Here is a 22734-nt window from a genome sequence, read left to right as displayed (position 1 = left end):
AGGTGAACCGACGATCAGTCGGTGCTGTGTGCGTCGCCCTCGGCGGTCGGCTCCACGACGGACGGATCCGGTGCGGGCAGGTAGCTCGCCACGACCTCCGCGCTGAGCCGCCGGAACGCCCGTCGCGGTCGCTCACGATCGAGCACAGCGACCTCGAGATCACCCGGCGTCAGAACCCGCGGCTCGGCCGGTGTCGACGTCGTCGCGGTGCCGTTCGCCGGTGCCGCCGGAGTTCCCAGAGCAGCCACCGCGCCGGCCAGGGCACTGCCCAGATCGGCCTCGGGGTCGTAGCTCTCCTTCATCGCGGTGGAGATGGACTCGTTGGCACCGCCCATGACCAGGAATCGGGTCTCGTCGTTGATCGAGCCGTCGTAGGTGATGCGGTAGAGCTGCGAACTCTTCGAGCTGCCGGCGCGGGCCACCTCGGCGACGCACAACTCCACCTCGTAGGGCTTGGGCTGCTCGGTGAACACCGCGCCCAGCGTGCCCGCGTAGGCGTTGGCCAGCGACAACCCGCTGACGTCGGCGCGGTCGTAGCTGTACCCCCGCATGTCGGCGTGCTGGATCCCGGCCTTGCGCAGGTTCTCGAATTCGTTGTACTTGCCGACGGCCGCGAAACCGATGCGGTCGTAGATCTCACTGACCTTGCGCAGGGTGTTCGACGGGTTCTCGGCGACGAACAGCACGCCGCCCGGGTAGGTCAGCACGATGACGCTGCGTCCGCGGGCGATTCCCTTGCGCGCCAGGTCCGACCGGTCGCGCATGATCTGCTCGGCACTGGCGTAGTACGGAAACGTCATGCGTGCGCTCCTGGTGCGGTGTCGCCCCGGTTGTCCTGATACTGCGCGGAACGGGCGTCGATGACCGCACGGGCGGCGGTCTCGATCTCGGAACGGTCGACCTCGATCGCACCGTCGGCGCCGATGGTGACCGCCGTGGGGTAGATACGGCGGACCATGTCCGGACCGCCGGTGGCGGAGTCGTCGTCGGCCGCGTCCCAGAGGGACTCGACCGCGATGCCCAACGCGGACGTCGCGTCGAGGTCGGGTCGGTACAGCTTCTTGAGTGCGGACTTGGCGAAGACCGAACCGGAGCCGATGGCCTGGAAGCCGCCGAACTCTTCGTGCCGGTCGCCGGCGACGTCGAACGAGAAGATTCGACCGCTGCGGTCCGGGTCGGCGCCGTCGTGGTCGTACCCCACGAGCATGGGGATGGCGGCCAGTCCCTGCATGGCCGCTCCGAGGTTGGCCCGGACCATGCCGGCGAGCCGGTTGACCTTGCCGTCCAGCGTGAGCGGGACGCCCTCGAGCTTCTCGTAGTGCTCCAGCTCCACCGCGAACAGTCGGACCATCTCGACGGCGATGCCTGCGGTCCCCGCGATGCCCGCGGCCGAGTACTCGTCGGTGACGAACACCTTGCGGATGTCCCGGCTGGCGATCATGTTGCCTGCGGTGGCGCGACGGTCACCGGCGATGAGAACTCCGCCGGGGTAGTTCACCGCGACGATGGTGGTGCCGTGCGGGATGGAATCGCTACCCGTCACGTTGGCGAATGCCTTGTCCGGCAACAACTCCGGAGCGTTCTGTCGGAGATAGTCCGAGAACGACGAGAGGTCCCGGCCGAGCGAGTTGACCTGGTCGCTCACTGGCCGCCTTTCTGCACGTACGCGCGCACGAAGTCCTCGGCATTCTCCTCGAGCACGTCGTCGATCTCGTCGAGCAGGTCATCGGTGTCGTCGGCCAGCTTCTCGCGACGTTCCTGACCGGCACCCGAGTCGGGGCCCGAACCGGAATCGTCGTCCCCGCCGCCACTTCGCCGTGTCTGTTCCTGCGCCATTGCTGCCTCCTTGAGCCTGCGATCCCCCACTGGTGCAACAGCAGGAGCTCCGTATGAACACCCTACCGGGACGGGGTTGTGAACGGGTCGCGCACCGTGGCGCCGGTCGAGGGTGTCGGATACGACCTCAGTTGGTCAGTTGGTCGACGAGTTCGGCGGCCGAGTTGACCGAATCGAGGAGAGCGCCGACGTGGGCGCGACTGCCACGCAGCGGCTCGAGGGTGGGGATCCGCACCAGCGAGTCGCCGCCCAGATCGAAGATCACCGAGTCCCAACTCGCCGCCGCGATGTCGGCACCGAAGCGGCGCAGGCACTCGCCGCGGAAGTACGCACGAGTGTTCTCCGGCGGGGTGCCGACGGCCTCCATGACCTGGGCCTCGGTGGTCAGACGCTGCATCGAACCGCGCGCGACGAGACGGTTGTACAGACCCTTGTCGAGGCGGACGTCGGAGTACTGCAGGTCGACCAGCTGCAGACGCGGTGCCGACCAGCCCAGGTTCTCGCGTTGCCGGAAGCCCTCGAGCAGCCGCAGCTTGGCCGGCCAGTCGAGCAGGTCCGAGCACTCCATCGGGTCGCGGTCGAGACGGTCCAGGATGTCGGCCCAGGTGTCGAGCACATGCTTGGCGCGGGCGTCGTCGCCGTGGTTCTCGGCGTGGAAGCGGGCACACCTCTCGTGGTAGATCCGTTGCAGCGCAATGGCGGTCATCTCACGACCGTCGGCGAGCGCCACGGTCGCGGTCAGCCCGGGATCGTGGCTGATGACGTGGACCGCGTGTACCGGACGGGCCAGTTCGAGGTCGGACAGGTCGACACCGGCCTCGATCAGGTCGAGCACCAACGAGGTGGTGCCGACCTTGAGGTAGGTCGAGGTCTCGGCCAGGTTCGCGTCACCGATGATGACGTGCAGACGCCGGTAGCGGTCGGGGTCGGCGTGCGGCTCGTCGCGCGTGTTGATGATGCCGCGCTTGAGGGTGGTCTCGAGGCCGACCTCGACCTCGATGTAGTCCGCTCGCTGCGACAGCTGGAAACCGGGCTCGTCACCGGACTGGCCGATACCCACCCGACCGGAACCGGTGAACACCTGCCGGGACGCGAAAAACGGTGTGAGACCGGTGATGACCGACGCGAACGGGGTCTCCCGGGCCATCAGGTAGTTCTCGTGGGTGCCGTAGGAGGCGCCCTTGCCGTCGATGTTGTTCTTGTAGAGCTGGAGTTTCGGGGCTCCGGGGACGCTCGCCACGTGTCGTGCGGCCGCCTCCATCACGCGCTCGCCCGCCTTGTCCCAGATCACCGCGTCCATCGGATCGGTGACCTCGGGCGCGGAATACTCGGGGTGGGCGTGGTCGACGTACAGACGGGCCCCGTTGGTCAGGATCATGTTCGCCGCACCGACCTCGTCGGCGTCGATGATCGGCGCCGGTCCGGACCCACGGCTGAAGTCGAACCCGCGGGCATCACGCAGGGGTGACTCGACCTCGTAATCCCACCGGGTGCGCTTGGCCCGCGGGACGCCCGCGGCGGCCGCGTAGGCCAGCACGGCCTGCGTGGACGTCATGATCGGGTTGGCGCTCGGATCGTTGGGCGCGGAGATCCCGTACTCGACCTCGGTGCCGATGATTCGCTGCATCACCAAAGCCTAGTGCCACCACCGAGTGGGCCTTCACGACCCACTCGGTGGCGGACACGACGGCGGCTACAGATACTGGCCGGTGTTCGTCTCGGTGTCGATGGCGCGGCTCGCGCCTGCGCTCTTGCCGGTGACAAGCGTACGGATGTACACGATCCGCTCGCCCTTCTTGCCCGAGATACGGGCCCAGTCATCGGGATTGGTGGTGTTGGGCAGATCTTCGTTCTCGGCGAACTCGTCGAGGATGGAGTCGAAGAGATGCTGCACCCGCAGGCCCGGTGTGCCGGTCTCGAGCTGCGACTTGATCGCGTACTTCTTCGACCGGTCGACGACGTTCTGGATCATCGCACCGGAGTTGAAGTCCTTGAAGTACATGATCTCCTTGTCGCCGTTGGCGTAGGTGACCTCCAGGAACCGGTTGTCCTCGTTCTCGGCGTACATCTTCTCCACCACGCGCTCGATCATCCCCGCGACGCACGCGGCGCGATCACCACCGAACTCGTCGATGTCGTCGGTGTGGATCGGCAGGGTGTCGACGAGGTACTTCGAGAAGATGTCGATCGCCGACTCGGCGTCGGGACGCTCGATCTTGATCTTCACGTCGAGACGGCCGGGACGCAGGATCGCGGGGTCGATCATGTCCTCGCGGTTGGACGCACCGATGACGATGACGTTCTCGAGTCCCTCGACGCCGTCGATCTCGCTGAGCAGCTGCGGGACGACCGTGGTCTCCACATCGGAGGAGACACCCGATCCGCGGGTGCGGAAGATCGAGTCCATCTCGTCGAAGAACACGATCACCGGGGTGCCCTCGGAGGCCTTCTCACGGGCTCGTTGGAAGATCAGGCGGATGTGCCGCTCGGTCTCGCCGACGAACTTGTTGAGCAGCTCGGGACCCTTGATGTTGAGGAAGTACGACTTCGCCTCGCGGGCGTCGTCGCCGCGGGCCAACGCGATCTTCTTGGCCAGCGAGTTCGCGACCGCCTTGGCGATCAGCGTCTTGCCGCAGCCGGGAGGACCGTAGAGCAGGACACCCTTGGGCGGACGCAGGTCGTAATCGCGGAAGAGGTCCTTGTGCAGGAACGGGAGCTCGACCGCATCGCGGATCTGCTCGATCTGGCGGCCGAGACCACCGATGTCCTCGTACCCGACGTCGGGCACCTCCTCGAGCACGAGATCCTCGACCTCGGCCTTGGGCACACGCTCGAAGGCGAACCCGGCCTTGGTGTCGACGAGCAACGAGTCGCCGGGCCGCAGCTTGCGACGTTTGCCGTCCTCGCCGTCGACCTCACCCGTCAGCGGCTCGGCCAACCAGACGACGCGCTCCTCGTCGGCGTGACCGACCACCAGGGCGCGGTCGCCGTTCCCGAGAACCTCGCGCAGGGTGCTGATCTCACCGACAAGGTCGTAGTCGCAAGCCTCGACGATGGTCAGGGCCTCGTTGAGGCGCACCGTCTGCCCACGCTTGAGGGAGTCGACCTCGATGTTCGGCGAGACCGTCAGGCGCATCTTGCGGCCGGAGGTGAACACGTCGACGGTGGAGTCCTCGTACGTCGACAGCAGCACGCCGTAGCCGCTCGGCGGCTGGCCGAGTCGATCGACCTCCTCGCGCAACACGAGGAGCTGTTGCCGCGCCTCCTTGAGGGTTTCCAACAGCTTCGTGTTGCGCGCCGTCAGGGTGTCGATGCGCGCCTGTGAATCGTTGCTCCCGGGCGTGTCGCCGGGGCGTCCGAACGGGCCTCGCCCGCCGGTGTCGGGCACGGGGGTCTCACCCGAGTCGGTGGAACGCGTACTGGTCTCGGACGCGTCCCGGGCATTGTCTCGGTCAGATTCGGTCATTGCTGACTCCTCTCCCCGGCGGAACACCAATGGTTTCACCGTTCCCTCACGTTACCGGCGTGTCGGCCGTTGTGCCCCACACCGCGCGACGTTCGGTGTCGACGTCTCGTCAACCGGCCCGTTCCCTGGCGGATGCTTCGGCGTCGGCGACCGTCAACCCTTGCTGGGCCTGCGCTGGGGTCGCAGGGTGACGGTGCCGTCGGCGAGCCGGCGGGCGGAGACCAGAAACGCGGTGTGACCTTGCATCTTGTGTGACGGCCGGACGGCGAGACCGACCACGTTCCACTCTCGGACCAGTGACTCCCAGGAGCGCGGTTCGGTCCAGCACTGCAGTTCACGCAGGGCCTCGACGACGCGCGACAACTGTGTGACGGTCGCCACATAGACGATCAGGACCCCGCCGGGGCGCAACACCGCGGACACGGTCTCGAGGGTCTCCCAGGGCGAGAGCATGTCCAGGATCACCCGGTCCACCGATGCGCGGGAGTTCTCGGTCGCGCCGTAGTCGACGATGTCGCCCAGGACGAGGTCCCAGTTGTCCGGGCGTCCGCCGAAGAACGTCTCGACGTTGCGCACCGCGTGTTCGGCATGGTCGTCGCGCACCTCGTAGGAGATCACCCGACCGGTCGGACCGACCGCGCGCAGCAGGGAACAGGTCAGCGCGCCGGAACCGGCGCCGGCCTCGAGCACCACCGCACCGGGGTGGACATCGCCCTCCGCGACGATCTGCGCGGCGTCCTTGGGGTAGATCACCTGTGCGCCACGGGGCATCGACAGGACGTAGTCGGTGAGCAGCGGGCGCAGCGCCAGGTACTGGGCGTTGCCGGTCGAGGTGACGATGCTGCCCTCGTCCGCGCCGATCAGGTCGTCGTGCGCGATGGCGCCGTGATGGGTGTGGAAGCTCTTGCCCACCTCGAGGTGGACGGTGAACTTGCGGCCCTTGGTGTCGGTGAGCTGCACACGGTCACCGGGTTCGAAACTCGCGGAGACGGTCATCGGGTCGCGTCCTGCGCGGGTCTGTCGTACATCTGCCATACCCTGCCAGGTGTGAGTACGACGTTCGAGAACAACCCCGCATCGCTGGTCGATCCGGTTCCGGAGGGACCGCGACGCCCCGCGCTGTCGCCGTCGCGCGCAGCCGATTTCAAGCAGTGTCCGCTGCTCTATCGATACCGCGCCATCGACAAATTTCCCGAGACGTCGACCACCGCGCAGGTCAAGGGCACCGTCGTGCACTCCGCGCTGGAGAACCTGTTCGACATGCCCGCGCACCTGCGCACCCCCGACACCGCCGACGTGTTGGTCGACGCGGCGTGGGACACGCTGTGTGAGAAGGAGCCCGCGCTGCGCGCGCTGGTACCCGACACCGACGTCCCGGCGTTCCTCGCCGAGGCGCATCGGCTGCTCACCACCTACTACGAGATGGAGGATCCGACCGCGTTCGAGGCGGAGTCCTGCGAGCTGCGCATCGAGGTCGATCTGGCCGACGACGTCGCATTGCGGGGCTTCGTGGATCGGATCGACGTCGCACCCACGGGTGAGGTCCGGGTGGTCGACTACAAGACCGGTCGCTCCCCCAGCGAATTGTTCGAGGCGCGCGCGCTGTTCCAGATGAAGTTCTACGCGCTGGCCATCCTGCGACTGCGCGGCGTGGTGCCGGCCCGCCTGCAGCTGATGTACCTGGCCGACGGCCAGCAACTCCGGTACACACCCGACCGCGACGAGCTCGAGCGATTCGCGGGCACCCTCACCGCGATCTGGCGGGCCATCACCGAGGCCGGCGCCACCGGGGATTTCCGGCCGAAGAAGTCGCGTATGTGCCAGTGGTGCGACCACAAGGCCCGGTGCCCGGAGTTCGGCGGCGAGATCCCGGCCTACCCGGGATGGCCCGGCCGGCCCGCCGAGGATTCCGCCGCGGACTACCTCGCCTCGTGAGCTCGACCGAGCCCACCGGCGCGGCTTATTACGTGCCTCTCGGTGCCACCGACGGATACGAGCACTTCGCCCCGGCCACGGCCACGGAGAGTGTCTGGACCGACACGATCCAACACGGCGGCCCGCCGTCGGCGCTGCTGATGCGCGCACTCGAATCGGTCGATCACGCGCCCGGACTGTCCATGTCCCGCGTGACGATCGACATTCTGGGAGCGATCGGGTTGTCGGAGAACAGGACTCGCGCGATCACGATCCGACCGGGCAGGCAGATCTCGCAGATCCAGGCCGAGCTCGACGTCCTCGGACCCGATGGCCGGTATCGGACGGCGGCGCGTGCCACCGCGTGGTTGCTCGCGACGTCGGACACCGCCGAGCTCGCCGGGGAGTCGATCTCCCCACCGACCCCGGCCGACGGCGGTGGCGGTGGCGAACTGCCGGACTGGACCTCCACGGGGTGGGCGGGCAGCGGGTTCATCGCATCGGTTGACTTCGAGCGCTCGGATCCGGCGGCAGGCCGACCCGGACTCACCTGGCTGCGCCCCCGCATCGACATCGTCGAGGGCGAGACCGCGTCGCCGCTGTCGCGGTTCTGCTGCGTCGTCGACATCGCCAACGGGCTCGGCAGCACGCTCTCGCCGCGTGAGTGGACGTGGATGAACACCGACACCACGATCCACCTGCACCGCGTGCCCACCGGCGACTGGTTCGGTGTGGATGCGGAACTCACCGTGGGAGCGTCCGGCTTCGGCTACACCGCCGCCGATCTGTTCGACGAGTCCGGTCCGGTCGGCCGCTCCAGCCAGACGGTGTTGCTCAACCGACTCTGAGCTCGACCGGGGTCAGAAGCGGCAGGACCGGATGTCGCTGGCGAGGATCGCCTTGGCGCCCATCTCCGACAGGTCGTCCATGACGTTCTGGTGGCCGCTGCGCGGGACCATCGCACGCACAGCCACCCAGTCGTCGTCGGCCATCGGCGCCACCGTCGGCGACTCCAGACCGGGGGTGATGGCAACCGCTCGATCGAGCAGGTCCTTGCGGCAGTCGTAGTCCATCATCACGTACTGCTGACCGACCACGACGCCCTGCACACGGGCGATGAGCTGCTTGGCGGCACGGGACGGCTCGACATCGGCGCCGCTGACCAGAACCGCCTCCGATGCGCACATGACATCGCCGAACGCCTTCAGGTTGTGTTGGCGCAGCGTGCGTCCCGAGCCGACCACGTCGGCGATCGCGTCGGCCAGGCCGAGCTGGATGGAGATCTCCACCGCACCGTCGAGCCGGATGATCTCGGCGTCGATGCCGCGGGAGTCGAGGTCGGCGCGCACGATGTTCGCGAACGAGGTGGCGATGCGCGACCCGGCCAGGTCGGCGGCCGACATCTCGCGGTCGGCCGGACCGGCGTAGCGGAAGGTGGATCCTCCGAAGCCCAGGGACAGCTGTTCGACAACCGGGGCCAGGGAGTCCAGGGCGAGGTCGCGGCCGGTGATGCCGAGGTCGAGCTCACCCGAGCCCACGTAGATCGCGATGTCCTTGGGACGGAGGAAGAAGAACTCGACGTCGTTGGCCGCGTCGAGCACGGTCAGGTCCTTGGCGTCGGTCCGACGTCGATAGCCCGCCTCGGCGAGCATCGCGGCGGCCGAGTCGGACAGCGCGCCTTTGTTGGGTACAGCTACCCGCAGCATGGGGATCGGTCCTTAGGGTCAGAGGTGCTTGTACACATCGGCCGGGGTCAGGCCACGCTTGATCATCATCACCTGGAGCCAATAGAGCAATTGAGATATCTCCTCGGCGAGTGACTCGTCGGGCTCGTGCTCGGCGGCCAGCCACACCTCACCGGCCTCCTCGATGATCTTCTTGCCCAGCGTGTGCACCCCAGAGTCGAGTGCGGCGACGGTCCCACTGCCCTCGGGGCGGGTCGCGGCGCGGTCGGTGAGCTCGATAAAGAGTTCGTCGAAGGTCTTCACGAGGGATCAGTGTCCCACGGCGTCGCCGGACGACCCGATCGGGCGCCAGGCGGTGACGACGTCGGCGATGTCGAGACCCACGAGCCCGTCCCGGAAGGTACGGCCCGGTCCCGGCGGGACCTCGGCGTCGGACGGGACGACCAGCACCGGGCAGCCCGCCGCCGTCGCGGCCTCGGTACCGGTCGGTGAGTCCTCCACGGCCAGGCACTGGGCCGGGGTCGCACCGACCGCCGCGGCGGCCGCGAGATACAGGTCGGGGGCGGGTTTGCCCTCGGCGACCTCGTCGCCGCACAACGTGTGCGCGAAGCGGTGCTTGCCGATCGTGGGCAGCGCACGTTCGGTCAGGCCACGCTCGGTGTTGGTCACCAACACCATCGGGATCCCCAGCGACGCGACGGTGTCGAGGGCCGCGTCGGCGCCCGGACGCCACGGGATGCCGCCGGCGAACAGCTCGGCCACCCGGCCACGGATCCACTCCGCCTGCGCATCGAGGTCACGGTCGGCCTCGGGTGTGCCCGCGGCGACGTAGAGCTTGGTCATCGCCCCCTGCATCGAGTTGCCGAGGGTCGACTGGCGCAGCTCGACGGTCATCGTGACGCCGAGTCGCTCCGCGAGCTCGGCCATCGCGACGTCCCACAGCTTCTCGGAGTCGAGCAGCGTGCCGTCCATGTCCCACAGGACGGCACGCGGCAACTCGAACTCCTGCCGGCCGAGATCGGGTACCGGCAGATCAGATCGGTTCACGGTGCCTTACGTGTTGAAGTACTTGGCCTCGGGGTGGTGCAGGACGAAGGCGTCGGTGGACTGCTCGGGATGCAGCTGCAACTCCTCGGACAGCTCCACACCGATCCGCTCCGGCTCGAGCAGCGCGACCATCTTCGCGCGGTCCTCGAGGTCGGGGCAGGCCCCGTACCCGAAGGAGTACCGCGCGCCCCGGTACTTCAGGTCGAAGAAGCCCTGCGGCGAGTCCGGATCGTCAGAAGCGGCCGAGGAGTCGCCGAACGTCAGTTCCGACCGCACCCGCTGATGCCAGTACTCCGCCAGCGCCTCGGTCAGCTGCACGCCGATACCGTGCACCTCGAGGTAGTCGCGGTAGGCGTCCTTGGCGAACAGCTCGTTGGCGAAGTCGGCGATGGGTTGTCCCATCGTGACCAGCTGGAACGGCAGCACGTCGACCTGATTCAGTTCCCGGGCCCGTTCACGCGAGGCGATGAAGTCGGAGATGCACAGGAACCGACTGCGCTGCTGGCGCGGGAACTCGAAGCTGAAGACCGTCTCGGCGTCCGGCGTCGGCTCGGCCAACACGTGGATCGTGTCGCCCTCACTGACCGCCGGGTAGTAGCCGTAGACGACCGCCGCGTGCTGCAGGATGTTCTCGGTCGAGAGCCGGGCGATCCACTCGCGCAGACGCGGCCGACCCTCGGTCTCCACCAGTTCCTCGTACGACGGCCCGTCACCGGTACGGGTCTCACGCAGACCCCACTGGCCCAGGAACAGCGCACGCTCGTCGAGCAGGTTGCGGTAGTCCGCGATCGGGATGCCCTTGATGATCCGCGATCCCCAGAACGGTGGGACCGGGATCGGGTTGTCGGCGGCGACGTCCGAGCGTGCAGGCACCTCGACGGGTGCCGCCTCGGCCTTGCGCTTGGCCGCGATCCGCGCCGACTTCTCGTGGCGGGCCTTGCGCTCGGCGGTCTTCGCCTCCGCCGCTGCCTTCACCGCGGGGTCCTGCGTGGATCCGCCGCCGCGCTTGGCCGACATGATGTCGTCCATCAGACGCAGACCCTCGAACGCGTCACGCGCATAGTGCACGTCGCCCTCGTAGGTCTCGCTGAGGTCGTTCTCGACGTAACCGCGGGTCAGCGCGGCACCACCGAGGAGGACCTGGTACTTCTCGGCGAGCCCGCGGGAGTTGATCTCCTGCAGGTTCTCCTTCATGACGACCGTGGACTTGACCAGCAGTCCGGACATGCCGATCACGTCGGCACGCTTGTCCTCGGCGACCTCGAGGATCGTCGCGATCGGCTGCTTGATGCCGATGTTGACGACCTCGTAGCCGTTGTTGGACAGGATGATGTCGACCAGGTTCTTGCCGATGTCGTGGACGTCGCCCTTCACCGTGGCCAGCACGATGCGGCCCTTGCCGTCCTCGCCGGTGGCCTCCATGTGCGGCTCGAGATGCGCGACCGACATCTTCATGACCTCGGCCGACTGCAGCACGAACGGCAACTGCATCTGACCCGATCCGAACAGCTCGCCGACCGTCTTCATGCCGGAGAGCAACGTCTCGTTGATGATCTTGAGCGGCGGGACCTCTTTCATCGCGTCGTCGAGATCGGACTCGAGACCGTTGCGCTCCCCGTCGACGATGCGGCGCTCGAGGCGCTCGAACAACGGCAGCTTCGCCATCTCCTCGGCGCGGCTCTCCCGTGCCGAGGCAGCCGAGACTCCCTCGAACAGACCCATCAGGGTCTGCAGCGGGTCGTAGTCGGAGTTGCCCTCGCTGCGTGTTCCCTCCACGCCGCGACGGTTGTAGACGAGGTCCAGCGCGACCTCACGCTGGTCGTCGGGGATGCGGGCCATCGGCACGATCTTCGATGCGTGCACGATCGCGGTGTCGAGACCGACCTGAGCGCACTCGTGCAGGAACACCGAGTTGAGAACCTGACGTGCGGCCGGGTTCAGACCGAACGAGATGTTGGAGATACCCAGGGTGAAGTGGACAGCCGGGTGGGCTTCCTTGATCCGGCGGATGGCCTCGATCGTCTCGATTCCGTCCATCCGGGTCTCTTCCTGACCGGTGGACACCGGGAAGGTGAGGGCATCGATGATGATGTCTTCCTCGCCGAGGCCCCAGTTGGTGGTGATGTCGGTGATGAGCCGCTCGGCGATCGCGGTCTTCGTGTCGGCAGTACGTGCCTGCCCTTCCTCGTCGATCGTCAACGCGACCACGGCGGCACCGTGCTCGACGGCCATCTCCATGATCTTCGTGAACCGCGACTCGGGGCCGTCGCCGTCCTCGTAGTTGACCGAGTTCACCGCGCAGCGGCCACCGAGCGCCTCCAGGCCGGCCTTGATGACGGCGGGCTCGGTGGAGTCCAACATGATCGGCAGCGTCGACGCGGTGGCGAGTCGGGTGGCGAGCGCGGTCATGTCATCGGCACCGTTACGGCCCACGTAGTCGACGTTGAGGTCGAGCATGTGCGCACCGTCGCGGGTCTGGTCCTTCGCGATGTCCAGGCACTTCTGGTAATCGCCGGAGAGCATGGCCTCGCGGAACGCCTTGGAGCCGTTGGAGTTGGTCCGCTCCCCGACCATCATGAAGCTGTTCTCCTGCTCGAACGGCACCGACGCATACAGCGACGAGACCTCGGGCTCGTGCTCCACGGTCCGCGTGCCCTTGGTCGAGCCGCGCACGGCCTCCGCCAACTGCGCGATGTGCTCGGGGGTGGTGCCGCAGCAACCGCCGACGAACGACAGGCCGTAGTCGGACACGAAGCCGCTGACGGCCTCTGCGAGCTCATCCGGCATCAGGGGGTACTCGGCGCCCTTCGGCCCGAGCTGCGGCAGACCGGCGTTCGGCATGACCGACACCGGGATGCGGGCGTGCTTGGAGAGGTAGCGAAGGTGCTCGCTCATCTCGGCCGGACCGGTCGCACAGTTCAGGCCGATGAGGTCGACGCCGAGCGGCTCGATCGCGGCCAGGGCCGCACCGATCTCCGAGCCCAGCAGCATCGTCCCGGTCGTCTCGACCGTGACGTGGGAGATGATCGGGATCCGTCGACCGAGGTCGACCATCGCGCGCTTGGAGGCCAGCACGGCCGCCTTCACCTGGAGCAGGTCCTGCGAGGTCTCGATGAGGATGGCGTCGGCGCCGCCCTCGAGCATTCCCATCGCGCACTCCTGGTACGCGTCCCGGATGACCTCGAACGTGGTGTGGCCGAGGCTGGGCAGCTTGGTGCCCGGACCGATCGACCCGAGGACGAAACGCGGTGTGCCGTCCGAGGACGGACCCATCTCGTCGGCCACGCCCTTCGCGATCGCCACACCCTTGCGGGCGAGCTCACGGATGCGGTCGGCGATGTCGTAGTCGCCGAGGTTGGACAGGTTGCAGCCGAAGGTGTTGGTCTCGACCGCATCGGCGCCGGCCTCGAAGTACGCGCGATGAATCGCGGCCAGCACCTCGGGGCGGGTGTCGTTGAGGATCTCGTTACAGCCCTCGAGACCGAGGAAGTCGTCCAGCGTCAGGTCGGCCGCCTGCAGCATGGTGCCCATGGCTCCGTCGCCGATCAGGACCCGTTTGGCCATGGCATCGAGGAAGGCCGAGTCGTACGAGGCGCTTCGTGTGGGTGCAGACATGGTGTTCAGGGTAGTTCGCTCCCTATCGGTGTTCGGTCGTAGGCTGGTTCAGTGAACGCTGATGCGACCGGAGATCTTCCCACCCTGCGGACGCCGATCCTGGTAGCGGCCTTCGAGGGCTGGAATGACGCGGGCGATGCAGCGAGCGGTGCGGTCGAACATCTGGCATTGATCTGGGACGCGCAGCCGCTCGTCGACATCGACTCCGATGACTACTACGACTTCCAGGTCAACCGTCCCATCGTAAAGCAGATCGATGGTGTCACACGACGTATTGACTGGCCGACCACGTCGATCTCGTGGTGCAGCCCGCCCGGATCCGACCGCGACATCGTTCTGCTGCGCGGCATCGAACCCAACATGCGCTGGCGGGGTTTCTGCGCGGAGATCCTGGACCTTGCGCGGGCGTTGAACGTCCAGACCATGGTCATCCTGGGTGCGCTGTTGGCCGACTCGCCGCACACCCGACCGGTACCGGTCACCGGTACCGCGTACAGCACCGACTCCGCACTGGCCTACAACCTGCAGGAGAGCCGGTACGAAGGACCCACCGGCATCACCGGCGTGTTGCAGGACCAGTGCGTCAACGCGGGTATCCCGGCGGTGTCGTTCTGGGCCGCAGTTCCGCACTACGTGTCCACCCCGCCCAACCCGAAGGCGACGGTCGCGTTGCTGAGCCAGGTCGAGGAGGTCCTCGACATCGAGGTCCCGCTCGGTGACCTCCCGGGGCAGGCCGAGGAGTGGGAACAGGCCGTCACCGAGATGACCGAGGACGACGAGGAGATCGCCGAGTACGTCCGCGGACTCGAGGAGCGCGGCGACGCGGAGGTCTCCGTGGACGACGCGATGTCGAAGATCGACGGCGACGCCCTCGCCGCCGAGTTCGAGAAGTACCTGCGCAGACGCGGTCCCGGTTCGTTCGGGGCGTGATCACCGGCCCGTCGCCGCGACCGTGAGCACCTGACAATCGAGTCGTAACGCGGGCGCAAATGCGGGTTGACCCCGGCCACGAACACTGGCGCTCATGTCGACCACTCCGAAGTTCCTGCAGGGTGTGTTCGGTTTCACCGGTACCGGCCTCACCAAGCCCGCACCGCTGGACCCGTCCCTCACCTTCCTCGTCCCGGCCGGGATGACCGCCCAACCGCTGTACTTCCGCGGCGGCAACAGCTCCGACGAACTGGTCTACGTCACCCTCACGCGCGATGGCGCGTCCATGCGGATGTTCCCGATCGGCGCGAAGGCGTCGGTGAACGTGCCGCTGCGGGTCGTCGAGGACGTCGACCCGGATTCGGTGCTCGAGTTGGTGTTCGCGGCGCCGCAGGGCGCCAGTGGAGAGATCGTCGTCGACTTCGGGCTCGTGATCTTTTGAGCGAGGAGACCGCGACCGCCACGTCGGGGCCGGCCCGCCGTCGGCTGGTGGTGGTCGGCAACGGGATGGCCGGTGCACGGACCGTCGAGGAGATCCTCTCGCGGGGCGGTGCCGAGATGTTCGACATCACGATGGTCGGCGACGAGCCCTACGGCAACTACAACCGGATCATGTTGTCGCACGTGCTCTCCGGCGACAACACCATCGACGACGACGACCTGATGCTCAATCCCATGGCCTGGTACCGGGAGAACGGCGTCACCCTGCACGCGGGCGACCGCGTCCGACGCATCGACCGGTTCGCGAAAAACGTGACCTGCGAGAGCGATCGGATCGTCGACTACGACGTGCTGATCATCGCCACCGGCAGCACCACCTTCTTCCCCAACATGGACGGTCTGCGCGAACCCGACGGCCGACTGGCCCGCGGGGTGTTCGGGTTCCGCACCATCGCCGACACCAACGGGATGCTGCAGATGGCGCAGGCGGCCGACGACGTGCGCGCGGTGGTCATCGGCGGCGGGCTGTTGGGACTGGAGGCCGCATACGGATTGCGCACGCAGGGTCTCGATGTCGACGTCGTGCACTCCCCCGGTCACCTGATGAACCAGCAACTCGACGAACGCGGTGGGCGCGTGCTGCGCACCAAGATCGAGTCACTCGGGGTCGGTGTGCACACGTCGAAGCGGACGACCTCGGTGCTGCGCGACCCCGACGGAGTGGTCACCGGCGTCGGCTTCAACGACGACACCACCCTGCCCGCCGACATGATCGTGGTCACCGCGGGCATCCGGCCGAACGTCGAGATCGCCCGTGGTGCCGGGCTGGTCATCGAACGCGGCATCGTCGTCGACGACCAGATGCGCTGCGAGGACGAGGGATCGATCTACGCCGTCGGTGAGTGCTGCCAGCACCGCGGCGAGGTCTACGGTCTCGTCGCCCCGCTCTGGGAGCAGGCCGCGGTCCTCGCCGACGTGCTCACCGGCGCTGATCCGAAGGCCGCGTACCACGGCTCACGACTGACGACGAAGCTCAAGGTGGCCGGTGTCGATGTCGCCGCAATGGGTGTCAAGGGACCCGAGCGGGACGACGACGAGTTCGTCCAGTTCTACGAACCCCGCAGCGGCACATACAAATCGGTGGTCGTCCGTGACAACAGACTGATCGGCGCGATGCTGCTCGGCGACATCAGCAAGGCCGCCTTCCTGACGCAGGCCTTCGACGAGAAGGTCGCGCTCCCCGACGAGCGCATCAGCATGCTCTTCGACATGGGGACGCCGTCGGCCGAGACCGGCGCGGCCGAGTTGTCCGACGAGACCCAGGTCTGCAACTGCAACGGCGTCACCAAGGGCCAGATCGTGGGATGTGTCCGCGGTGGCGCGACGAGTCTCGTTGAGGTGGTCGCGGCGACCCGTGCGGGCAAGGGCTGCGGATCCTGCAAGGGACTCGTCTCCGACATCGTGGCGTTCGCCGCGGGCGACGATCTGGCCGTCGACGTCTCCGCCGACTGGTACGTACCCGCCATCCCGATGACCAAGCCGGAGCTGATCGGGGCCATCCGCGCGAGCGGGATCCGTTCGGTCTCGGAGGTGTTCGAGAAGCTGGCCCCCGCCGGCGAGGACGCCGCGGCCAAGATGCCGCTGGCCTCGCTGCTGCGGGTCATCTGGGGCCCGGAGTGGACCGACGAGCGCGGCGCGCTGTTCATCAACGACAGGGTGCACGCCAACATCCAACGGGACGGCACGTTCTCGGTGGTCCCGCAGATCAAGGGCGGCGTCACCACTGCCGCACAGTTGCGCCGGATCGCCGACGTGGCCGACAAGTACTCGATCCCGATGGTGAAGATCACCGGCGGACAGCGCATCGATCTGCTGGGCGTCACGAAGGAGGATCTACCCAAGGTGTGGGGCGACCTCGACATGCCGTCGGGTTTCGCCTACGGCAAGAGCTTCCGGACCGTGAAGACCTGCGTGGGCACCGACTACTGCCGGTTCGGCCTCGGTGACTCGACCGCGCTGGGCATCGCCATCGAACAGCGATTCCAGGGGCTCGAAGCGCCCGCGAAACTCAAGCTGGCCGTCACCGGGTGCCCCCGGAACTGTGCCGAGTCGCTGTGCAAGGACTTCGGTGTGGTCGCCGTCGGTGCCGACGGTGGGGCGTCGGATCGGTGGGAGATCTACGTCGGCGGGGCCGCGGGCGCACACATCCGCAAGGGCGACCTGCTGGCGACGGTGGATTCGAGTGCCGAGGTGATCCGACTGTGCGGCATCTTCATCCAGTACTACCGCGAGCAGGCCAAGTGGCTCGAACGCACGTATGCGTGGGTTCCCCGTGTCGGGATCGACGAGCTGCGGGCCGTCCTCGTCGACGACCGCGACGGTCTCGTCGACGGTCTGCACGAGCGGGTGACCACGGCCGTCGGCCAGTACCGCGACCCGTGGGAGGAGCGCACCGAACCACGATCGCCCGCACAGTTCGTCTCGGCGTTGCCGCTGTTGCCGCTCCCCCGGGTGCCGGTCCGATGACCACCGAGGCCGCCACCGAGGTCGCCTTCACACCGGTCGGATCGGTCACCGACCTCACCCGAGGTGAGGGTCGCGCCTACGCCGTGGACGGTGCACAGGTCGCGGTCTTCCTCCTCGGCGACGGCACGGTGCGGGCCACCGCCGCGGTCTGTCCGCACCGCGGCGGTCCGATCGCCGACGGACAGAGCGACGACACCAAGGTCATGTGCCCGCTGCACCAGTACGCCTACTCGTTCGCCGACGGTGCGTGCAACGACCCGTCGATCGGAACGTTGCCGGTGTACCCGGCCCGGGTCGTCGACGGGACCATCGAGGTCGCCGTCGGGAGCTGACCGGTCGGGTCAGCTGATCCGCTCGATCGAGACGACCGGGGTGGTGATGCGCCAGGTCCGGACATCGGGATCGTCGGCGGCGCGGACCCAGAACTGCGCCGATTCCCCGACCCGACACGACTTCACGCCGAGCAGGGGGATGTCCTCGGAATCGCGGCGCAGTTGACTCACCGCCCACGTGTCGTCGGTGCTCCCGCCCACACCCGGAGCGCGGAGCAGGGTCATCTCCTCGAAATCGAGGAGGTAGGTGGACGTCCGGGTGACCACCGTCCAGACGCCGTCGGTGGTGTCGGGCTCGATCTCCTGCGTGTTCGCCACAGCGGGAACTCTACCCACGCATCCGGACGTGAGGCACGCTCACCACCGGATCGGTCGGGGACGGGCGGCCAGCGTCTACAGGACGATGCCGAGCAGGCTGTCGACTGCGGTCGCGATGTCGGCGCCGGCGTCGGTTGCCGACCCCAGGCCACCGATGGCGTCCGACGCCCAGGCATCGAGCGCGGCAATCGCTTTCGGGGTGTCGAGGTCGTCGGCCAGGTGCTGACGGACCCGGGCGATGGTGTCGGTGGCATCGGGAGCGGTGGCGCGGCCGATCGCGTCCCGCCACCGGGCCAGACGCGCGCTCGCCTCGTCGAGGGTGGTGTCGGTCCACATCCGGTCGGATCGGTAGTGCTCCGCGATCAGGGCCAGACGGATCGCGTTCGGGTCGACCCCGGCGGCCCGCAATTTCGAGACGAACACCAGGTTGCCCCGGCTCTTGGACATCTTCTCGCCGTCCAGGCCGATCATCCCGGTGTGGACGTAGTGGTTGGCGAACCGGCGCTCGCCGGTCAACGCCTCGCCGTGGGCGGCCGAGAACTCGTGGTGCGGGAAGATCAGGTCGCTGCCACCACCCTGTACGTCGAACGGCGCACCCAGGCGGTTGAGAGCGATTGCGGCGCACTCGATGTGCCATCCCGGACGTCCGGGGCCGTGCGGCGACGGCCAGGACGGTTCGCCGTCGCGGGCCGCCCTCCAGATCAGGGCGTCGAGCGGATCTCGTTTACCCGCCCGGTCGGGGTCGCCGCCGCGCTCGGCGAAGAACTCATCCATCGTCGCGCGGTCGTAGTTCGACTCGTAGCCGAACTGCTCGGTGGCGTCGGCGCGGAAGTAGATGTCGGGATGGGTTGCGTCGTCGACGATGTAGGCCGCGCCGGAGTCGAGGAGCTTGCCGACGACCTCGACGACCTCGTCGATCGATTCCACGGCGCCGATGTAGTCGCGCGGCGGCAGCACCCGCAGCGCCGCCATGTCGTCGCAGAACAGCTGCGTCTCACGGCGTCCCAGATCGCGCCAGTCGATACCGTCGCGGTCGGCCCGCTCGAACAGCGGGTCGTCGACGTCGGTGACGTTCTGCACGTAGTTGACCTCGTGGCCCAGGTCGCGCCAGATCCGGTTGACCAGATCGAACGTCACGTAGGTCGCGGCGTGGCCCAGATGGGTTGCGTCGTACGGGGTGATGCCGCAGACGTACATCGTCGCGACCGGGCCGGGTGTGACCGGCCGAACCTGTTGATCGGAGGTGTCGTAGAGCCTGAGTTGCGGGCCCTGCCCGGCGAGCGGAGGGACCGCGACATCTGACCACGACTGCATCGGTCCACCATATGGGCGAGGTGGTCGGGGGCGAGCATCCGCCCCCTCACCTGCGACGTCCCCGAACGGGTCGGGTCTAGAAGGCCGGCCACGGTATCGGCCGCGACCGCGCGGGTGTCGGCATGACCGGCTTGCGGACCAGGTCGCGCGCCCGATCGTGCAGTGCGACGATCTCCGCGGGCGTGATCAGCGACGGCAACGTCTCCGACAGCACCGAGGTGGGCGTGGTCAGGGTGCTCAGCAGGGTGTCGATGTCGGCGACGAGGTGCGCGGGGATGGCCTCCCCGGCCCACCCCCACAGGACGGTGCGCAGCTTGTCCTCGGTGTGCATGCAGATCCCGTGGTCGACGCCGTACACCTCGCCGTCGCAGCCCTCCAGGACGTGTCCGCCCTTGCGGTCGGCGTTGTTGATCAGCAGGTCGAGCACCGCCATCCGCTGCAGGCGGGGGTCGTCGGCGTGCACCAGTGTCACCTCTTCGCCGAGCGCGTCGTACGCGTCGATGATCCGGCGAAAGTTGTCCGGGATGGCGCCACTGGGACAGAGGTCGACGAGGTCGAGGTGCTCGGGGACGCTGTCGCTCGGTTCGGGCGTGTCGATCCAACGCTGCACCATGCCCGGACCGAACTGACCGTCACGCAGCACCGTGACCGGGATGACCGACCATCCGAGCGCATCGGAGACCAGGAACGACGAGATCTCGCGACCGGCGAGGGTGCCGTCCGGGAAGTCCCACAGGGGTTGCTCACCGCGGACCGGCTTGTAGACGCAGCGGACGGTGTCGTCACCGAGGACGGCCTCGCAGACCAGCGTGGCGTTGCTCGCGCCGCGGACCTGACCGATGAGCTCGAGTTCCCCGGCGCTCAGGATCTCCGCGACCTCCACAGCCCGCCCGGGTTCGGGCGACTCCGACGCGGAAGCGCTGGGCGGCATCGGGTCAGGACCGATCGGAGTCGGGATCGTCGTCGTCGGAGGGGTCGTCGTCCTCGGCGTCCTCCAACGCGGCGCGCAGCGTGGGGTCGTCGAAGACGATCGGGTCGACGAACTCGATGGACTTGTCGATCGCGACGTCGCGCTTGTAGCCGTTGGTGCGCACACACACGTGGCCCGCCGGATCGAGCGGTTCGGCGCACAGCGGACACGGCTCACGGCCCGCGGAGATGACACGGGTCGACCGGGCGGCGAACTCCCGTGCGGCCGCGGTGCTCAGGAAGACGCGCACCGCGTCGGGGCCCTCGTCGGTGTCGTCGAGGACGACGCTCTCGTCGAACTCGCCCTCGGTGATGGCCAACAGCTCCACCACGACGGCCTCGGCCTCGGCGTCCCAGCCCAACCCCATGGTCCCGACCCGGAACTCGGCGTCGACCGGCATCTGCAACGGGCTGAGATCCTCGACCCGATCGGTCTCCGGCGGCAACGGCGTGCCGAACCGGCGGTGGATCTCCTCGAGCAGCGCGCCGATGCGGTCGGCCAGGATCTGGACCTGCTGCTTCTCCAACATCACGCTGACGATGCGGGCCTCATGGGTGGCCTGCAGATAGAACGTCCGGTCGCCGGGTGCGCCGACGGTCCCCGCGACGAATCGATCCGGGCTGCGGAACACGTGTATCGCTCTGGGCATGGCACCTCCTCCAAGCTGTTGTCTCAATACTGCCCGATGGGTCGAAAGACCCGACCGGTGTGGTCAGTGCGGTGCGTGTCCGCCCGTCGGTGCGGCGGGCGCCCCGGTCGACCCGCCGATGACCGCGTCGTCGGACGAGCCCTGATCCGCCGAGGCGTCCGTGGTCGGGGGCGGTGGGGCGGGGAAGGACGGCTTCACACCCGTCGAGTTCACCGTGTGCACGTACGGCCGGGACGGGCTGTACCTGATGATGCTGATCGAGGCGGGTTCCACCACTATCCGCTGGAACGAGTCCAGGTGCATTCCCATGGCGTCGGCGAGGATCGATTTGATGACGTCGCCGTGCGAGCAGGCCACCCAGACACCACTGCCGTCCGGCCCGCCGTACACGGCGTCGAGTTCGCGGATGGCGGCCACGGCGCGACTCTGCACGTGGGCCAGGCCCTCACCGTCGGGGAAGATCGCGGCGGACGGTTGCTGCTGCACCGTCTTCCACATGTCCTCACCCAGCAGGTCCTTGATCGGGCGACCGGTCCACTGCCCGTAGTCCACCTCGACGAGGCGGTCGTCGACGATCTCGGTGAGTCCGCGGTCGGCGACCAGCGGCGCGACGGTCTGCTCGCAGCGTTGCAGCGGTGAGCGGACCACGGCGGCCAATGTCGCGACCTCGGACAGTCGGTCGATCAGGGACTGTGCCTGCGTACGCCCGGTGTCGTCGAGGTCGACCCCGATGCTGCGACCGGCGAGCACGCCCGAGGTGTTCGCGGTCGAGCGTCCGTGGCGGAGCAGGATGACAGTCACACGTTCACCTTATGCGTCCGCTCGGGGGCGATCAGGTCGCGCTGACCACCCCGCCCGCCAGCAGTCCGAGGACGATCAGGCCGACGACGACCCGATATCCGACAAACCAGTTCAACGAGTGCTTGGCCACGAAACGCAGCAACCAGGCGATCGAGGCGTAGCCGATGACGAACGCGATGAGCGTCGCGACCAGCAGTTGCACGCCACTCGCCTCGAGTCCCTCGCCGCTGGGAGAGAACGCGTCCGGCAGGCTGAACAACCCCGAGGCGGTCACCGCAGGGATCGCCAACAGGAAGGAGAACCGCACCGCCGCCTCGCGTTGCAGACCGAGGAACAACCCGGCGCTGGCGGTCGCGCCCGAACGGGACACCCCGGGGACCAGGGCGAGGCACTGCGCGAGGCCCATCGTGACACCGTCACGCAGCGTCAGCTGCTCGATGGGACGTTTCCGGGTGCCGTACCGCTCGGCCAGGAAGATCACGAGCGAGAAGACGATCAGCATGGTTGCGATGAGCCACAGATTGCGCGCGCCGGTGCGGATCTGGTCCTTGAACACGAATCCGAGCAGACCGATCGGGATGGTGGCGAAGATCACGTACCACCCGATGCGGTAGTCGAGACCGCGCTCGTCGGCGGAGAACAGTCCGCGGAACCACGCGCCGACGATGCGGATGATGTCGCGCAGGAAGTAGATGAGGACGGCCGCCTCGGTGCCGAGCTGGGTGACCGCGGTGAACGATGCGCCCGCGTCGTCACCGAAGAACACCCCGGACACGATCCGGAGGTGCCCCGACGACGAGACCGGCAGGAACTCGGTCAGTCCCTGCACTGCCCCGAGCACGACAGTCTGGGTCCACGTCATCGCATCAGTCACGGCGTCAGACACTACG

Annotated in this window: 22 protein-coding genes; 6 read left to right on the top strand and 16 right to left on the bottom strand. The window is 67.8% G+C overall.

What is annotated here, in order from left to right; translation table 11 throughout:
• Window positions 1–14 precede the first annotated feature (14 nt).
• The 6 genes from prcA to IEV93_RS21200 form a co-directional block, all read right to left on the bottom strand.
• Window positions 15–800: a proteasome subunit alpha gene (gene prcA, locus IEV93_RS21225; protein WP_188492718.1), complete on the bottom strand. Its 786-nt coding sequence runs from the start codon at window positions 798–800 to the stop codon at window positions 15–17.
• Window positions 797–1645, bottom strand: coding sequence for a proteasome subunit beta (prcB, locus tag IEV93_RS21220; protein ID WP_188492716.1), 849 nt, complete (start codon window positions 1643–1645; stop codon window positions 797–799). Before prcB ends, prcA begins: the two co-directional genes overlap by 4 nt.
• Window positions 1642–1836, bottom strand: coding sequence for a ubiquitin-like protein Pup (locus tag IEV93_RS21215; RefSeq protein WP_188492714.1), 195 nt, complete (start codon window positions 1834–1836; stop codon window positions 1642–1644). Before IEV93_RS21215 ends, prcB begins: the two co-directional genes overlap by 4 nt.
• Before the next feature lie 127 nt (window positions 1837–1963).
• Window positions 1964–3463, bottom strand: a complete 1500-nt coding sequence (gene dop, locus IEV93_RS21210) for a depupylase/deamidase Dop (RefSeq protein WP_188492712.1) — start codon at window positions 3461–3463, stop codon at window positions 1964–1966.
• 66 nt (window positions 3464–3529) lie between these two features.
• On the bottom strand, window positions 3530–5302 hold the full coding sequence (gene arc, locus IEV93_RS21205) for a proteasome ATPase (protein WP_188492710.1): 1773 nt from the start codon (window positions 5300–5302) through the stop codon (window positions 3530–3532).
• Between the two features lie 153 nt (window positions 5303–5455).
• Complete coding sequence (locus tag IEV93_RS21200; protein ID WP_188492708.1) at window positions 5456–6298, bottom strand: tRNA (adenine-N1)-methyltransferase; 843 nt, start codon at window positions 6296–6298, stop codon at window positions 5456–5458.
• A 51-nt stretch (window positions 6299–6349) separates the two neighbouring features.
• Here IEV93_RS21200 and IEV93_RS21195 point away from each other — a divergent pair, with 51 nt between their 5' ends.
• Entirely contained in the window at window positions 6350–7237 is an 888-nt protein-coding gene (locus tag IEV93_RS21195) for a RecB family exonuclease (protein ID WP_371873879.1), read from the top strand.
• Window positions 7234–8064: a thioesterase family protein gene (locus tag IEV93_RS21190; protein WP_229705380.1), complete on the top strand. Its 831-nt coding sequence runs from the start codon at window positions 7234–7236 to the stop codon at window positions 8062–8064. Before IEV93_RS21195 ends, IEV93_RS21190 begins: the two co-directional genes overlap by 4 nt.
• Before the next feature lie 12 nt (window positions 8065–8076).
• Here IEV93_RS21190 and hisG read toward each other — a convergent pair whose 3' ends face one another.
• From hisG to metH, 4 genes are read right to left on the bottom strand one after another with little or no spacing between them, the layout of a single operon-like run.
• Window positions 8077–8922 (bottom strand): ATP phosphoribosyltransferase, encoded by an 846-nt coding sequence (hisG, locus tag IEV93_RS21185; RefSeq protein ID WP_188492702.1) that lies wholly within the window; start codon window positions 8920–8922, stop codon window positions 8077–8079.
• Window positions 8923–8940: 18 nt separating this feature from the next.
• Window positions 8941–9204: a phosphoribosyl-ATP diphosphatase gene (locus IEV93_RS21180; protein WP_188492700.1), complete on the bottom strand. Its 264-nt coding sequence runs from the start codon at window positions 9202–9204 to the stop codon at window positions 8941–8943.
• Between the two features lie 6 nt (window positions 9205–9210).
• Window positions 9211–9948, bottom strand: a complete 738-nt coding sequence (locus IEV93_RS21175; protein ID WP_268237524.1) for an HAD family hydrolase — start codon at window positions 9946–9948, stop codon at window positions 9211–9213.
• A 6-nt stretch (window positions 9949–9954) separates the two neighbouring features.
• Window positions 9955–13563: a methionine synthase gene (metH, locus tag IEV93_RS21170; RefSeq protein ID WP_188492698.1), complete on the bottom strand. Its 3609-nt coding sequence runs from the start codon at window positions 13561–13563 to the stop codon at window positions 9955–9957.
• Window positions 13564–13614: 51 nt separating this feature from the next.
• On the opposite strand from metH, the gene IEV93_RS21165 reads away from it, so the two are divergent.
• From IEV93_RS21165 to IEV93_RS21150, 4 genes are all read left to right on the top strand, one after another.
• The gene (locus IEV93_RS21165) at window positions 13615–14493 is read left to right on the top strand and encodes a PAC2 family protein (protein WP_188492696.1); all 879 of its coding nucleotides are present in this window, start codon (window positions 13615–13617) and stop codon (window positions 14491–14493) included.
• A 94-nt stretch (window positions 14494–14587) separates the two neighbouring features.
• Entirely contained in the window at window positions 14588–14935 is a 348-nt protein-coding gene (locus IEV93_RS21160; protein ID WP_188492694.1) for a molybdopterin oxidoreductase, read from the top strand.
• Entirely contained in the window at window positions 14932–17460 is a 2529-nt protein-coding gene (gene nirB, locus IEV93_RS21155) for a nitrite reductase large subunit NirB (RefSeq protein ID WP_268237523.1), read from the top strand. The genes IEV93_RS21160 and nirB overlap by 4 nt, the downstream gene beginning before the upstream one ends.
• On the top strand, window positions 17457–17792 hold the full coding sequence (locus tag IEV93_RS21150) for a Rieske (2Fe-2S) protein (RefSeq protein WP_188492692.1): 336 nt from the start codon (window positions 17457–17459) through the stop codon (window positions 17790–17792). The genes nirB and IEV93_RS21150 overlap by 4 nt, the downstream gene beginning before the upstream one ends.
• Window positions 17793–17801: 9 nt before the next feature.
• Here IEV93_RS21150 and IEV93_RS21145 read toward each other — a convergent pair whose 3' ends face one another.
• From IEV93_RS21145 to IEV93_RS21120, 6 genes are all read right to left on the bottom strand, one after another.
• The gene (locus tag IEV93_RS21145; protein WP_188492690.1) at window positions 17802–18110 is read right to left on the bottom strand and encodes a hypothetical protein; all 309 of its coding nucleotides are present in this window, start codon (window positions 18108–18110) and stop codon (window positions 17802–17804) included.
• 75 nt (window positions 18111–18185) lie between these two features.
• Window positions 18186–19424, bottom strand: a complete 1239-nt coding sequence (gene mshC, locus IEV93_RS21140; protein WP_188492688.1) for a cysteine--1-D-myo-inosityl 2-amino-2-deoxy-alpha-D-glucopyranoside ligase — start codon at window positions 19422–19424, stop codon at window positions 18186–18188.
• Between the two features lie 76 nt (window positions 19425–19500).
• Entirely contained in the window at window positions 19501–20355 is an 855-nt protein-coding gene (locus tag IEV93_RS21135) for an SCO1664 family protein (protein ID WP_188492686.1), read from the bottom strand.
• Window positions 20356–20359: 4 nt separating this feature from the next.
• Window positions 20360–21043: a DUF3090 domain-containing protein gene (locus IEV93_RS21130; protein ID WP_188492684.1), complete on the bottom strand. Its 684-nt coding sequence runs from the start codon at window positions 21041–21043 to the stop codon at window positions 20360–20362.
• Between the two features lie 63 nt (window positions 21044–21106).
• Window positions 21107–21844 carry a histidine phosphatase family protein gene (locus IEV93_RS21125; RefSeq protein WP_188492682.1) on the bottom strand — a complete coding sequence of 246 codons (738 nt, stop codon included), beginning with the start codon at window positions 21842–21844 and terminating at the stop codon, window positions 21107–21109.
• A 31-nt stretch (window positions 21845–21875) separates the two neighbouring features.
• Complete coding sequence (locus tag IEV93_RS21120; RefSeq protein ID WP_188492680.1) at window positions 21876–22718, bottom strand: undecaprenyl-diphosphate phosphatase; 843 nt, start codon at window positions 22716–22718, stop codon at window positions 21876–21878.
• Window positions 22719–22734: the final 16 nt, after the last annotated feature.

The sequence above is a fragment of the Williamsia phyllosphaerae genome (assembly GCF_014635305.1).
In the GTDB taxonomy this organism is placed as follows: Bacteria; Actinomycetota; Actinomycetes; order Mycobacteriales; family Mycobacteriaceae; genus Williamsia_A; species Williamsia_A phyllosphaerae.
This window is presented reverse-complemented; position numbering and strand designations above follow the sequence as displayed.

What these genes read in the sequence shown, in the direction of transcription:
- metH (WP_188492698.1), bottom strand. Translation starts at nt 13,563, where the DNA reads ATGTCTGCACCCACACGAAGCGCCTCGTACGACTCGGCCTTCCTCGAT.
- mshC (WP_188492688.1), bottom strand. Translation starts at nt 19,424, where the DNA reads ATGCAGTCGTGGTCAGATGTCGCGGTCCCTCCGCTCGCCGGGCAGGGC.
- arc (WP_188492710.1), bottom strand. Translation starts at nt 5,302, where the DNA reads ATGACCGAATCTGACCGAGACAATGCCCGGGACGCGTCCGAGACCAGT.
- IEV93_RS21215 (WP_188492714.1), bottom strand. Translation starts at nt 1,836, where the DNA reads ATGGCGCAGGAACAGACACGGCGAAGTGGCGGCGGGGACGACGATTCC.
- prcA (WP_188492718.1), bottom strand. Translation starts at nt 800, where the DNA reads ATGACGTTTCCGTACTACGCCAGTGCCGAGCAGATCATGCGCGACCGG.
- IEV93_RS21130 (WP_188492684.1), bottom strand. Translation starts at nt 21,043, where the DNA reads ATGCCCAGAGCGATACACGTGTTCCGCAGCCCGGATCGATTCGTCGCG.
- hisG (WP_188492702.1), bottom strand. Translation starts at nt 8,922, where the DNA reads ATGCTGCGGGTAGCTGTACCCAACAAAGGCGCGCTGTCCGACTCGGCC.
- IEV93_RS21200 (WP_188492708.1), bottom strand. Translation starts at nt 6,298, where the DNA reads ATGACCGTCTCCGCGAGTTTCGAACCCGGTGACCGTGTGCAGCTCACC.
- dop (WP_188492712.1), bottom strand. Translation starts at nt 3,463, where the DNA reads ATGCAGCGAATCATCGGCACCGAGGTCGAGTACGGGATCTCCGCGCCC.
- IEV93_RS21160 (WP_188492694.1), top strand. Translation starts at nt 14,588, where the DNA reads ATGTCGACCACTCCGAAGTTCCTGCAGGGTGTGTTCGGTTTCACCGGT.
- IEV93_RS21135 (WP_188492686.1), bottom strand. Translation starts at nt 20,355, where the DNA reads ATGCCGCCCAGCGCTTCCGCGTCGGAGTCGCCCGAACCCGGGCGGGCT.
- IEV93_RS21150 (WP_188492692.1), top strand. Translation starts at nt 17,457, where the DNA reads ATGACCACCGAGGCCGCCACCGAGGTCGCCTTCACACCGGTCGGATCG.